Origin of the sequence: Leptospira sanjuanensis (genome assembly GCF_022267325.1) — a bacterium.
Taxonomy (GTDB): domain Bacteria; phylum Spirochaetota; class Leptospiria; order Leptospirales; family Leptospiraceae; genus Leptospira; species Leptospira sanjuanensis.
Map to the genome: position 1 here is coordinate 685,672 of NZ_JAIZBG010000001.1, position 13,179 is coordinate 698,850.

Consider the following 13,179-nt stretch of genomic DNA (forward strand, 5'->3'; position numbering starts at 1 on the left):
TCAATATGAAACTATTTCTTTTAATCTTAAATATAGTCGTATTAGCAATTGCTTGTGTATTCGGTTATTTTCTTTTCCAGAGCACGAAGCTGACTGAAAGCGTTGAATACGAGAAGTTAAATCCAAGTAAGAGTTTAACGCTCTTGATTTTCAAACAACCGAAGCACGTGTTTGGGGGTTTTCGGTATTATTTTGGAGCGAAACTTCCGAAGGGAGAAGCTCCGTTTGTGAGAAAATATTCACCGATCCTGGATTCGGCGAATGACAAATTTGAGAAGATCGAAGACTTTACGGAATGTGGAAACGATACATATGTGATCACATTAAGAACCGGAGAGACTTTGAACTACAAAAAGTTTACGATCTTTGATCTGGAATCGAAGGAAGTAGATGAGAAATCCTTGAAGTCTTGCAAAAGAGGTCGCGGGTGAGGGTAAAACCGAGTTGAGAGAAGATACAAAGTATGAAATCTAACGGAACACCAAAGGGCTTCGTCCTCGGCGAAGCGGTTCGCGACAAAACGACGGGGCAAACGATGTATGTGGAGAAGGCTTGGAGTCCGACTGTACCTTGCATTTACTTTGATCCGAAGACGGAAAGTCTTGTGAAGGTGGATCTGTTGCCTGAGGATCTAGAGAGGATCAAGGAGATGTTGCCGTATTTACCGAAGTGAAGAACTTTCAAATCCGCGAATGGTAAGGAACAACAAGAAAGGTTCTCTATTGAAAGGACATACAGTTTTACATGTGAATCAGGCGAACAAAAATTTCCTTCAATTTCTCCTTTCCCATTGACAATAGCACTCTGTAGACGACTCTTTGATATATCAAAGAGTCGGTTCCTGACTCAGCAACTTTCCTTTCATTTTTTCTTCAAACTTTCAACGGCTAACGTTAAAAACATTCCGACTGCACCGGCGGTGCGAAACAATCAACTGCTGAAAGAGAAAGCATTTCCCCGCGAGAGCGATCGCAGCGTAAATCCGGCATTGCACCATCGAGTACTACGCTGTTCTTTTTCTTTCTTTGGACTTGATGGTGCGATGCTGATTGAAGTGGAGAGCGCGTTTCGCGAAGCGAACTCGCCCCAAGCGGCAGCTATACCGCGAACGCAAGCTATGACGTGAACAAGGCAGGTGGCAAATCTTGGGCGAACGGAAGTGTTAACGTATCGGCGAGTAGAGAAGGTCACTCGAGTTTAGCGTTGTCTTACAACCACGACGGAAACACGGCGATTCCTCAGAGACTGAGAGGTGCACCTTCTCTGTGAAAGCTAAATTGGAGGGTCCGGATATCCGGACCTTCCAAAAAACTGTCAACAAGAGCCGCAGGGATCGTTTTTGTTGATGCTTGGTCTTTTTGAAGCAGCCTCTTTAATCGGCTTGGCAAAACGAAGTGGATCTGGTATTGCACCTTCTAAAACTTCGTTCGGAGAATAGCCAAATAGAACTCCGCTTGGACGATCATTGTATTCCGTAACTGCAAGCTTTAATGTTTTGATCACATCTTGAAACGAGTAAAGCTTTTTCGGAAATAGAAATTCATATTTTATTTTTTTGTTCACGGCTTCGATCATGCTGTTTGAAAATGTGATGTCAACTTGAGCGATTAATTTTTCAATGAATAAGCGCGGTGAGCAAAGGAATTTATTTACTTCTCCCGCATTTTCCGAACCGTCATCACAAAGAAGCTGTATTTGTTTGTGGAATAAATCGAATTTCTCACAGACCTCTTTTAAATTTAACATCGTATTTTTGGAATTCCATTCTAAAGAAGCTTTCCAACCTAAAATTGTCCTGGAAAAATTGTCCATAATGAAATGGATATATACTTTAGAACCATCTTGTACTCGTAATATGGTTGTATCCATGTGAAGAAGAAGTAAGGGAGCTGTGGAACGAATTCCGATCTTTCTTCTCGCCTTTCGAATGATTTCTCTTTTGGGAGCAAGAACTCTTGCGTATTTGTAGAATGTGGCCAAACTCAAGAAAGCAACGCCGTCTTTTATGATTTTGTAGAAGATGGAACGAAGAGGCCAATTGAAAAATTCAGGCTTTTTGAGATACCGCGCAATGATTTTTTGTTCTTGGATTGTGAGTTGTTTTGGATGGATCTTTCTGCAAAGGCCAAATACGGAAGAGTTACAAAGGATTTCGTTTTTCCATTTGTAATATCTTTGAACGGACACTTTCATGAAACGACAAGAACGTTTTAGGCCGAGGTTAGGAGCTATTCGTTGAATGATAGAAACGATTTCTTTCTTACGATCGTTCCAGATTCTTCTTTTTCCTCGAATGGATTCAGACAGGGAATAATAAAAAGAATAAATGGAGAAAAGTGATTTGAGAGTTTTCATAAACGTTTTGCTATCGAGAGCTTTTTTGTACAAATCCAAATCTTTAAAAATCGGATCTTGGGAATCATATCCCACTAAGGTAGAAAGATTTCGATTTTTCCAATCGCATCGAGTGGATTTTGGAATAACATCTTTTTCTGACGGAGAAAGAAGATTCAACTGAGCTTTGAAAAGAAGAGCAGTGTGATATGAGTTTTTGGTTTTGAGTTGAATGGATTTCATTTGTAAGATGAAATCGTCTCGGAGGAACGAAATCTGAATTAAAAAACAAGAAAGAGACCGTAAAAGAGAGGATATTTAATTTTTTAAAAACGAAGACTTCGTTTTAGAAGGGACTTGTTTTTATTTTTTTAAAATTGGCGCACCGCAGTTGCGAAGAATATTATAAATATATAAATTACTTTTATAATCCAGCGGAGAGTATTTTTATTAAGCAAGTCGGATTGTTTTGTTGAATGTATGATTGATGTATAATATGAACGAGGTGTTCTGTGTTAGAAAGTCGGATTGCGGAAGAAAATAAGGTTATTATCGAAGAATTGAAATCGCTAAGTAATGGATATAAGGAGAAATTGAGAAGCCTTAATCTTCGCGAAGATGAAGTCGTGCAATATTTAGGAGAGATTCTTTACTATCAAGTTGGGGGGTTGGAACCTGATTTAAAGCAGTTGCGTTCTAAATACAAAAATTCTCCTATTTCCAAGTATATTGAAATTACGTATTCTTATTTAGAGACGGAAAGCGGTGCCGAGCCGTTCATTAAAGAAGCGGGCTATCAAGATGCGTCCGTTTTATACTTTTTGATCGATCGTCTGGATTGGTCGATTGAATCTCTCCCTGACTATGATTTAATGATTCAAATTCTTTCCTATCATCTTAAAATTAAAGAAAAGATCGAAGAAAAACAATTACGCAAAGATTATAAAAAGCTATTCCGATTGAGCGTTGCAAGATCATTGTTTCTTTTGGGAGGGCAGACCAAAGAAATTGACTTTTTTCGCGAGACTTTCATGAGTTTTGCTCCAAAGGAAGCGAATGAATTGATTGAAAGGCTGGAAGAGAGTCTTCTATTTGATTCATTCACGATAGCAAACCTTTTATCACAGCTGTACGAGAATCGATCCGAATATGCTCATTACAAAGATATGGGATGGTTTTATCGTCTTTATCTTCGTTACTTAGTAAAATCGATGCAGCCTGTTCTCAAAGAAATCGGACAGTTAGCGAAAAATACTCCTAACCAAATAGGCAACAGCATCGTTCATCTTAATACTCAAAGAAATTCTAAAAAACGCAAACGTAGGAAATAGCCAAAGAGCTTATCATTTTCCATGAACCAGGACGATATTGATAAAGCTTTGAAAGGCATTTTAAAAATATACGTCGAAATACGTAATCAGAGTAATTTGAATAAAAACACCGTTACATTAGAAGCAAATCGAGAAATCGGTAAGATTCTAAAGAACGCAGAAAAGAATGCGACTGCGGAGGAACAAACGAGTGGCAGTTGGATGAAAACGATTTCGATGCAGTTGCAAAGGTATTTAAAGAAAGGTTTTTTTGAAAGGAACCTCTTTTATGCTCAAAAATTTTACGAAGTCTATGGTAAATCGGAGTTAGATCACAGGCTGAGTTGGAGCCATTATCGTAAATTAGCATCCGTATCCGATGAAAAGTTGAGAGACAAGCTGACAAAGATAGCTATTAAAGAAGGTTGGAGTGAAGAAACGCTTTCCTTTAAAATCAAAGAGGTAGGACAACAAAGAAAATCTCCGATCTTAAAATGGAGACGTCCTGAAGGTTTGCTTTGGCATTACAAAATCAAAGAAACTTTAAAAAACAATACAGTCTACCTGCTTGATTTAGGGTTCTACTGTTACTATGAAACACCGAAGAGTAGGGCTAATAACAAATATAAAGCCGGTGATGTTTTAAGATTTCAAAAGCAAGGTAAATCCTGGTCTCTTGAAAAAACAAAACTTTCCCAATCCTCGGATCTTTATTTCTACTCCGGAGAAATCGAGCGAGTCATTGACGGTGATACAATTCTCGTAAAGCTACAGTTAGGTTTTAATTTAATTACAAGGCAGAGAATCCGATTGCACAACGTTTGGGCGGCTGAGTTGGATACAAATGAAGGAGAAAATGACTTTGAACTTCTGAAAAAGAAATTACCCTCTAAAACGAAGATTATTGTAAGGAGTAGATCGAAAGATATCTACGGACGCTATGTGGGGGATGTTTTATATTCGAATAAAAAGGTAGTGAGTCCTGAAGAAATCTTAACGGATGGAATTTATTTGAACGAAGAATTGTCCGTCGTTGGCACAAAAGAATGATCTTAGTGAAACGATATATTATTTTACATGTGAATCAGGCGAACAAAAATATCCTTCAATTTCTCCTTTCCCATTGACAAAAGCACTCTGTAGGCGACTCTTTGATGTATCAAAGAGTCGGTTCCTGACTCAGTAACTTTCCTTTCATTTTTTCTTCAAACTTTCAACGGCTAACGCTAAAGACATTCCGACTGCACAGGCTGTGCGAAGCAATCAACTGCTGAAAGAAGAACAAGCTATCCCGCGAGAGCGATCGCAGCGGAAATCCGGCATTGCACCATCGTGCACTACGTTGTTCTTTGTTTTTATCAAAACCGAATGGTGCAGTGCTGATTGAAGCGGAGAGCGCGTTTCGCGTAGCGAACTCGCCCCAAGCGGCCGCCCTTGTGAACGGAGTGATCTCAACGGCGACATTAGGAATGGGTTCGAGCTTTACAGGCTTCGTGAGCTACAACAAGCACCAGAACGCAAACATCATCACCGGCCAACAGGAAATCAAAGGCGGCTGGGGCGGCGGCGTGAGTTGGAACGCGTTAGGGAAAGAGGGCGGCTTTATCAAAGAAGTCCTGAAAGCTCAAGGTTTTAACATCGGAGCGAGTTACAACCGCGACAGCGGTCTTGGAGTCAACGCCTCCTTGAACTACACCGTAGGAAGCGGTAACAAAGGATTAGGTGTCGGAGGGGACTACAACTTCAAGGATCGTTCGTATGGCTTGAACGCGAGCTTAGACTTGCACAAGAGTGAAAACGGCCTTCACCACGTAGGGGTGAGTATGTCCGCTCGTAGCGACGGCCACGCAGATGTGGGAGCATACTACAACTACGGCAACGAGAAGATTCCACCGCAGTTTAGAGGACACGGAGGAAGCCTAACGTTTAACGATCAAGGTAACTTTACTGCGAGCGGTCAGATGCAGGGAGCGACAGTTGCGTCAATCACATATGATACAAACACACACGGGTTTAAACCTTTAGAACTCAATTACAACTTTCAGAACGAATTCAACCAGGGGTTAGCTGCAGAGAATGCGCAGAAGAACCATGAGCGTACTTCGATGGAGCTTGCATACAAGGAAGTGAGTTTGGGGACGAAGATGGAGAAGCCGTTGTTTACGCAGTCGGAGGTAGACACATATCTTCCCCGCGACAAGGACGGTAACATCGACATGACGAAAGCTCAGCCTGAGAAGTTGATGGCGAAGTGGGACGAATACAAGGTGCACCTTCTCTGTGAAAGCTAAATTGGAAAGTCCGGATATCCGGACCTTCCAAAAATCTGTCAGCAAGGGCCGCAATCTCGCATCCTGCTCGATTGGGCTCCACGGCGTCTTTCACGTGCGCTTCGCCAGAAACTCAGCAGGTTTCTCCCTATGGGTCGAAACCTACCATGGATTCGCGTCGCATTTCTTCACTCCCTACGGGTCCGCTCAAAATGCTCTCACGTGAAAGCTTCGAAGGAAAGTAACCGCCTAACGAACCACAAGCCCACCGTTTTTTGGCAGATCCTCGCAAGAAAGACTTCTCGGTATCGTTTCCCAAGACTTAAAAAGATCTCGTAAATAAGCGTAAGGATCGATACCTGAGATCTTTGCATTTTGAATTAACGAATAGAATCCCGCGCTCGCAGTTGCCCCTTGTGGACAACCGGAGAAGAGCCAGTTTTTTCTACCGATCACAAAAGGACGAATGTCGTTCTCAACGAGATTCGTATCTAATTGCAATTCCGGATGATCCAAAAAGAGAAGCAGTTTTTCCCACTGGCCAGAAAGATAAGAGAGCGCTTTTCCCATAGAAGATTTGGGAGCAACTTCGACGATCCGTTTGTTCATCCAAGAACGAATCTCATCAACGATAGGCTTAGATTCGGATTGCCTGAGTTTCAGATGTTCTTCAGAACTTAAACTTTCTACCTTAGCTTTTGACTCGATTGTATAAAGCTTACCGATTTTCTTTACGATCCATTCTGCTTGCACATTCTTAGAATCGATTTTTAGAATTTCGAAAAATCTCCTCCTCGCATGATTCCAACATCCCGCGTGAAGAATCTTAGATTTAACTTTCAACAAAGAATCGTAAGATTCAAAACCGTCCGTTTGGATGATTCCTTCAAATCCCTGGATCCATTCTTCTAAAAACTTAGCGCTCCGACTCGGCTCATAATGATAGAGAACAACGGGCTTTTCTCTGATGAACCCTCGGATCACCCACATATACGATTTGGATGTATTCAACTTTCCTTCTTCGTTTAACACTTGAAGAATCGTCTCATCGATCTGCAAATACTTCGATTTGAAAAGTTCCCTTCTCACATCCTCGATCATCGGAGAAAGTTTTTCAAAAACTTGAATTGCGGTATTGGAAAGGGTGCTCCTTGAAATATCCACTCCCGATCTCTGGAGAATCCCGGCTTGTCTGTAAAACGGAAGAGCATCCGCAAACTTTTGAGTAAGCGTGTGAGCTAAGAATCCGGAAGAAAGCATACTCTTCTCAGCGATCTGATGGGGAACCGGCGCGATTCTTACGACAGGTAGAGTTTCATCAGAAGTTCCTTCACAATGCTTACACGCATACTTAGGGCGAATATGAACTTCGACTTGTATTTTAGCCGGGATAATATCTAACTTCTCGGACTTGTCTTCTCCGATACGAGTAAGCTCGTGACCACAAGAACAGGTTTTATCAATTTCAGGAATATCATGTAGGATTTCGATTCTTGGAAAGTAGTCCGGGAAAGGTTTTCTTCCCGTCTTCTTTCTTGTATGGCTTTTAACAGGACTAAAAAGACTTTCTTCTTCGGGTTCAGGAGAATCTTCTTGCAAGGAGCTTTCTATTTCGTTAAAAAGAAATCCTTGATCTTTTTCGATCTGACTCCATTTCTCAGTCTTTCTCCCGAAAAGCTGGATCTTCAATCTCTCGATCTGATCCAAATGTTCGGATTCTTTCTGTTTTTGGAGTCGTAATTCTTCCTGATATTTATTATTCTCTAATATAATGATTCTTTTTAGTTCTTCTACATCATCAGGAAGAGAGTTTAGATCCAAAGACATTCGGATTCAGTCTTAATACTTTCTTTTCTTGAGTCAAACATTTTCAACTGACATTCTTGTATTTTAGTTTCTTGTGCTCTTTGAAAAAATCGATCCCATTCAATAGCCAATGAAACCTTTCAACGGGTATTTTATGCACTTCCTCCTCTGAGTTCGGCCACGGGAATTTACTCTCTTCCAGTCTCTTCTGCCAAAGGCAAAACCCGCTCTTATCCCAGTAGAGCATCTTCAGTTTATCTTTCTTGCGATTGCAGAAGAGAAAGACGCTCGCCGAATACGGATCTTTTTTCATCTTTCCTTCTACGATTACAGAGAGCGTATTGATCGATTTCCTTAAATCCGTCGCCCCAGGTCGAAGATACACTTTTCTGTTTCCGGGATTTAACTCCATCGTCCTAAACTAAACTGAACGTTTACTTGGAGCGATGCCTTCCCCGACGTATCTATCTTTAGGGTCAAAAATTCGGCTTCTACCAATGACTGAGAATTTGTCGAGGAAGGAGGAATTTCTACAAAGTCGTTCTTCTCTGAATGCTTAGAACGTCTCTCCCAATGATATCGAAACGTCGTGTATTTGAGGTGTCTTTCTTTACAATACTGAGGCTGGGAAAGTCCACTCTTTGAAAAGTCATCAAACTCTTTGGGCCAATCTATTTTCGTTTTTTTCATCAAAGACAGTTTACAACATTTATACGATTAGAAAAAGGTGCGGTTGTTTAGGCGCTTACGAAGGAAACTCAGCAAATTGCTCCCTACGGGTCGCTTGAAATACTCTCACGTGAAAGCTTCGAAGGAAACTCAGCAGATTCTTCCCTACGGGTCAGAATCTATCTTCCGGATTCTTTTGATTGTTAAAATTTGATTGCGAGGAAGAGTAGAAATGAAATTGGGCAGGGAAGGATTCGCCTCCCCTTCGCTCGGGCAATCCTGCCTCGCTCGCGTAGGCTCGTCGCAATGCTTGCTCGACTTCCTGTCTCGCATCGCTTCCTATGGGTCGCGATGTTTAACTCAGCAGATTCTTCCCTACGGGTCAGAATCTATCTTCCAGGATTCTTTTGATTGTTAAAATTTGATTGCGAGGAAGAGTAGAAATGAAATTGGGCAGGGAAGGATTCGAACCTTCGAAGACATAGTCAGCAGATTTACAGTCTGCCCTCGTTGGCCACTTGAGTACCTACCCGAAGAGAAAAAGCTGCCTATAGGAATCGAACCCACAACCGTCTGATTACAAATCAGATGCTCTACCAATTGAGCTAAGGCAGCAATTTACTATGGAACCAGTATTTCGGGCTGATTTCCTCGGTCAAATAAAAAATCCAAGGAAGGCGTTTGCCGATATTTCCGAACTCGTTTTTCGGTTTCTCCGAATCCTTTTCGAAAAATTTGTATGGATGAGCGGCCTATGACCGAAAATGGAAGAGATGATTCTAACCCTGATTCACGTCGGAATGACTCTTTCGGTTCTGTGTTTTTACACGGGTTATTATTTTCGCTTTAGAAAGAATCTTCTGCATCGGATTTTCAATCTTGCGGGGGCGTCTTTCAACTTAACGACGGCATTTTCCCTTCTCTACGTAAAATATTTGGGGGGAGGTTTGGAGAACGCCGGAATTTTACCCGCGGTCGATCGATGGATCATCGACACACATCGCATGTTCGCGATTCTCACCTTGGTTTTAATGCTCCTGATGGTCTGGTCGGGAATAACTCGAAAAAAAGAATTCCACAGAAAGCTACACTATATTTTTCTTCCTCTATACACTGTCATTTTCCTTTCCGGGCTGGTTCTGTTTCGTTCCGCGAACTGACCTTCTTTCGGCACCTCGTCTCGAGGTTGGAAATCAGCATCTCATTCGCTTAGGAAGAATATGAACGATATCAAAGAACTCAAGAGTTTTGCTAACGAACTCAGAAAAAGCGTGATCCGAATGGTGACCGCGGCGAATTCCGGTCACCCGGGCGGACCTTTGGGTCTCGCGGATATCTACGCGGTTTTATATAAGAAAATTCTAAACCACAAACCGTCCGATCCGGATTGGGAAGAACGCGATCGTCTGATTCTTTCCAACGGTCACGTGTGTGCGATCCGTTATGCGGCCATGGCTCACTCCGGTTATTTTCCGGTCGAAGAACTTCTGACGTTCCGCAAACTCGGAAGCAAACTGCAAGGTCATCCTTCCACGCGTTATATGAACGGAATCGAAAGCGCGTCCGGTTCTTTGGGACAAGGTCTTTCCGTTTCCGTCGGTCTTGCACTCGGCGCCAGACTGAAAAAACAGAATCATAGAATCTACACTTGTATCTCCGACGGAGAATGCGGTGAAGGTATGACTTGGGAAGCGGCTCAATCCGCGGCGCATTACAAACTCGACAATCTGATCGTGTTTATGGACAAGAACGGAATTCAAATCGACGGTTTTACGAAAGACGTTATGAACCTCGAACCTCTCAACGAGAAATTTCTTGCCTTCGGTTGGAACGTGTTGGAAGCTGATGGCCACAATATCGAACAGATCATCTCCGCGTTCGAGAAGGCGCAGCAGCACAAAGGATCTCCTACCATCATTCTGTTCAATACGGTATTGGGAAAGGGCGTTTCTTTTATGGAGAATAATCCGGGTTGGCACGGAACTCCTCCGAAACCGGAAGAAGAAAAGAAAGCTCTCGAAGAATTATCCGCTCTTACCGTTTAAAAAATCTCTCCCCGCCGTCTTCGCGGGGAGCGTTTCCTTTTTTTGCAATTTTTTTCCAAACTTTTTCATTCGGTTTTTTTAGTACTTCGGCCTTACACCGTAAGACATAGTAATTTACAATTTCTCCTAAGCACTTCGGTTCTGTCTCTTTTGCGATGAGGTTTTTATAATTCTCATTTCATTTTTTCCGATGGCAAATTTCATTCTGAATTGACTCATTTCGTTTTTCGTAAAAAGATAATGTTTATGCCCTCATCCGATTCTTATCATGATTCTCTCTCTTTCCCTCCCGATAAGCTGGAAGAAAAATTTTATCAGCTTGAGTTTGCCGGAAGCGACGAAAAAATCCAAGTGATTCGGGAGATCGCGGACATGGTTCCGTGGCAATTTAAGATCAGCGATTTCGTGGAGGAGTTCAAGGATCCCACGCTCCGCGTTTTTGCGCGTTCTATTTCTTCCGTAGTTCATCTCGAACGTATTAACGCGCGTTATGCGATCCTTGCGGACAAAGGACACGTGAATGATTATTCCGATTTGGAGGAGGCCGTCTTTCTTCTTTCGAGCGTCGGCGATCCGGACGCGTCCTATCACGAATTCAAAATCTATCTGGATCAACTCGCCCTTCGAGTGGAGGAACTCTGCGATCTAAATCCGGAATACGTTTCGGAAGAATTAAAGGTTCATTTTTTGACGAGAGTTCTTTCTTCGGAGGAGAATTTTCAGGGTAACAACGATCAATACGACGATCCGAACAATTCTTTCGTTACCCGCATCGTTCGTACGCGCAAGGGAATCCCGATTTCCCTTTCGGCGATTTATCTGCTCGTAGCCCGCAGACTTTCGCTTCCGTTGTACGGGGTGAACATGCCTTTGCACTTCCTTCTTCATTTCGATTCTCCCGATTACGAAACCTTCATCGATCCGTTTCACGGAGGGGTTCTTCTCGATAAGTCCACTTGCATCCGCTTTTTGGAGGCGAACAGTTTTACCCCGAGTGAAAGATATTTCACGAGAGCCAGCACTCTTTCCATCATCAAACGGATGTACCGCAATTTGATCCACATATACCGTAAGGAACAGTTTCGGGATATGGAGGATATTCTCGCGCGTCAGCTCTTGATTCTCGAAAACAAACTCAAAGCCTGAACTTCCGGAAAGGTTCTTGCTTGAGCCTGTACCGTTGTTTTGAATACTGGCCCCACGGGAAGGGGTAGTGAAAGCGTCCGTATTCAAAGATTCTCTGGTTCGAAAATTCGATAAAAAACTCGAAGCGATCATTCGGGAAGATCTCAAAATTTTGGCCGAGATCAAATCTTATACGATCCAATCCGGGGGAAAACGGATTCGCCCGATTCTTCATTACTGCCTTTGTCAGCTTTTAGGTTATCCGGGCAAACATTGGCTGGACGTCGGCGCCATCGCCGAGTTGATCCACGCCGCGAGTCTTTTGCACGACGACGTCGTGGACGAGGCTGAAACGAGAAGGGGACTTCAGAGCGTCGGGTCCAAGTTCGGAAACAAGACCGCGATCCTCGCCGGAGATTATCTTCTCGCATGCGGAATCGATCATCTGAACGGTCTCGGTTATCCCGAGCTGATGGACATTTTCACTCAGGTCATCAAGGATCTTGCCGTTTCCGAACTCATCCAGATGGAATGGGAGAAAAACCCCAAAATCACTTTAGAAATTTATAATAGAGTTGTTTACGGTAAAACCGCTTCCTTGTTCGGCGCAGTCAGCGCTTCCGCCGGAGTTCTCTCCGAAAAGAACGAAAAGGAAAAGAAGAAGCTTCGGCAATTCGGAATCGATCTCGGTTCCTTCTTTCAGAAAAAAGACGACGCGATCGATTACTTCACTCCCGCAAGCAAAAGCGGCAAGGTTCCGCTCAAGGATTTCTACAACGGTTTGTATACGTATCCGATTCTTCTTTTATTGGAAAAAGCGGATAAGAACGACAAAAAGCTGATTCATTCCCTCTTCGCAAAAGAGGAGCGTTCGCAAGGGGACGGAGTCGTGATTTTGAGTCTTCTTTCCCGTTATCAAATCCGCGAACGGATGGACACCGAGTTTCAAGCCATCGCGGACAACTTAATGAAATTCTTAAATAGTTTCGAGGAATCCTCCATCCGCAATCTTTTGAAGGAACAGATTCTAAAACTCCTTGAGGAATAGAATAGGTTTGCATTTCGTTCGAGCCTGACGATCCTTGTTCTCTCAATAGGAGAAAGAAGATGTCCGCTCAACTGTATCCGACCCCCGATCCGAATCTGGATCTCGTTTTGGAAAGAACCATCGACGTTCCTCGCGAGTTGGTTTGGGCCGCTTGGACCCAACCGAAACATCTCGTTCATTGGTTCACTCCCCATCCTTGGAAAACGATCGATTGTGAAATCGACCTAAGACCCGGAGGAATTTTTCGTTCTACGATGCAATCTCCGGAAGGAGAGAACTTTCCAAATATAGGTTGTATACTCGAAGTCATCGAAAATCAAAAATTTTCTTGGACCGATGCGCTTCAACCGGGCTTTCGTCCCTCGCCCGATCCGGCGCATCCATTCGGATTTTTTACGGCGATTCTGACCTTGGAGCCGCACGGAAACGGCGGAACAAAATACAGGGCGACCGCGATTCACGGCAACGTGGTCAACCGCAAAAAGCACGAAGAGATGGGATTCCACGAAGGTTGGGGAACCGTTTTGAATCAGCTCGTCGAGTATATTCAAAAAACGAAATTTTAAGAATAT

The 13,179-nt window shown here is 42.9% G+C and carries 14 protein-coding genes, 2 tRNA genes and 1 pseudogene; 11 read left to right on the top strand and 6 right to left on the bottom strand.

Features of this window, described 5'->3' with window-relative positions; translation table 11 throughout:
* The first annotated feature begins 5 nt into the window (after positions 1-5).
* The 3 genes and pseudogenes from LFX25_RS03190 to LFX25_RS21025 all read left to right on the top strand — a co-directional run.
* Positions 6-431, top strand: coding sequence for a hypothetical protein (locus LFX25_RS03190; RefSeq protein ID WP_238728884.1), 426 nt, complete (start codon positions 6-8; stop codon positions 429-431).
* A 32-nt stretch (positions 432-463) separates the two neighbouring features.
* A complete protein-coding gene (locus LFX25_RS03195) occupies positions 464-673 on the top strand; it encodes a hypothetical protein (RefSeq protein ID WP_238728885.1) in 210 nt (69 codons plus the stop codon).
* Positions 674-1,089: 416 nt separating this feature from the next.
* Positions 1,090-1,254 (top strand): annotated as a pseudogene (locus LFX25_RS21025) (TIGR04388 family protein); the annotation flags it as partial.
* Positions 1,255-1,314: 60 nt separating this feature from the next.
* On the opposite strand, the gene LFX25_RS03200 reads toward LFX25_RS21025, so the two are convergent.
* Positions 1,315-2,577 carry a DDE-type integrase/transposase/recombinase gene (locus tag LFX25_RS03200; RefSeq protein ID WP_238728886.1) on the bottom strand — a complete coding sequence of 421 codons (1,263 nt, stop codon included), beginning with the start codon at positions 2,575-2,577 and terminating at the stop codon, positions 1,315-1,317.
* Positions 2,578-2,846: 269 nt separating this feature from the next.
* On the opposite strand from LFX25_RS03200, the gene LFX25_RS03205 reads away from it, so the two are divergent.
* The 3 genes from LFX25_RS03205 to LFX25_RS03215 all read left to right on the top strand — a co-directional run bounded on the left by LFX25_RS03205 (position 2,847) and on the right by LFX25_RS03215 (position 5,935).
* A complete protein-coding gene (locus tag LFX25_RS03205; protein WP_238728887.1) occupies positions 2,847-3,665 on the top strand; it encodes a hypothetical protein in 819 nt (272 codons plus the stop codon).
* A gap of 21 nt (positions 3,666-3,686) precedes the next feature.
* Positions 3,687-4,694, top strand: coding sequence for a DUF1016 N-terminal domain-containing protein (locus LFX25_RS03210; RefSeq protein ID WP_238728888.1), 1,008 nt, complete (start codon positions 3,687-3,689; stop codon positions 4,692-4,694).
* A gap of 326 nt (positions 4,695-5,020) precedes the next feature.
* Entirely contained in the window at positions 5,021-5,935 is a 915-nt protein-coding gene (locus LFX25_RS03215) for a TIGR04388 family protein (protein ID WP_238728889.1), read from the top strand.
* 228 nt (positions 5,936-6,163) lie between these two features.
* On the opposite strand, the gene tnpC is transcribed toward LFX25_RS03215, so the two are convergent.
* From tnpC to LFX25_RS03240, 5 genes are all read right to left on the bottom strand, one after another.
* The gene (gene tnpC, locus LFX25_RS03220) at positions 6,164-7,741 is read right to left on the bottom strand and encodes an IS66 family transposase (RefSeq protein ID WP_118966396.1); all 1,578 of its coding nucleotides are present in this window, start codon (positions 7,739-7,741) and stop codon (positions 6,164-6,166) included.
* Positions 7,742-7,784: 43 nt separating this feature from the next.
* Entirely contained in the window at positions 7,785-8,132 is a 348-nt protein-coding gene (tnpB, locus tag LFX25_RS03225; RefSeq protein ID WP_118966397.1) for an IS66 family insertion sequence element accessory protein TnpB, read from the bottom strand.
* Complete coding sequence (tnpA, locus tag LFX25_RS03230) at positions 8,123-8,410, bottom strand: IS66 family insertion sequence element accessory protein TnpA (protein WP_118966454.1); 288 nt, start codon at positions 8,408-8,410, stop codon at positions 8,123-8,125. The genes tnpB and tnpA overlap by 10 nt, the downstream gene beginning before the upstream one ends.
* 429 nt (positions 8,411-8,839) lie before the next feature.
* Positions 8,840-8,921: transfer RNA gene (locus tag LFX25_RS03235), tRNA-Tyr, on the bottom strand.
* A gap of 10 nt (positions 8,922-8,931) precedes the next feature.
* Positions 8,932-9,004: transfer RNA gene (locus LFX25_RS03240), tRNA-Thr, on the bottom strand.
* A gap of 158 nt (positions 9,005-9,162) precedes the next feature.
* On the opposite strand from LFX25_RS03240, the gene LFX25_RS03245 reads away from it, so the two are divergent.
* From LFX25_RS03245 to LFX25_RS03265, 5 genes are all read left to right on the top strand, one after another.
* The gene (locus LFX25_RS03245; RefSeq protein ID WP_238728890.1) at positions 9,163-9,549 is read left to right on the top strand and encodes a hypothetical protein; all 387 of its coding nucleotides are present in this window, start codon (positions 9,163-9,165) and stop codon (positions 9,547-9,549) included.
* 60 nt (positions 9,550-9,609) lie between these two features.
* Positions 9,610-10,434 (top strand): transketolase, encoded by an 825-nt coding sequence (locus LFX25_RS03250; RefSeq protein ID WP_238728891.1) that lies wholly within the window; start codon positions 9,610-9,612, stop codon positions 10,432-10,434.
* A gap of 210 nt (positions 10,435-10,644) precedes the next feature.
* A complete protein-coding gene (locus tag LFX25_RS03255) occupies positions 10,645-11,580 on the top strand; it encodes a transglutaminase-like domain-containing protein (RefSeq protein ID WP_238728892.1) in 936 nt (311 codons plus the stop codon).
* A gap of 67 nt (positions 11,581-11,647) precedes the next feature.
* The gene (locus tag LFX25_RS03260) at positions 11,648-12,607 is read left to right on the top strand and encodes a polyprenyl synthetase family protein (RefSeq protein WP_238728893.1); all 960 of its coding nucleotides are present in this window, start codon (positions 11,648-11,650) and stop codon (positions 12,605-12,607) included.
* Positions 12,608-12,666: 59 nt separating this feature from the next.
* Positions 12,667-13,173 (top strand): SRPBCC family protein, encoded by a 507-nt coding sequence (locus tag LFX25_RS03265; RefSeq protein WP_238728894.1) that lies wholly within the window; start codon positions 12,667-12,669, stop codon positions 13,171-13,173.
* The last annotated feature ends 6 nt before the right edge of the window (positions 13,174-13,179 follow it).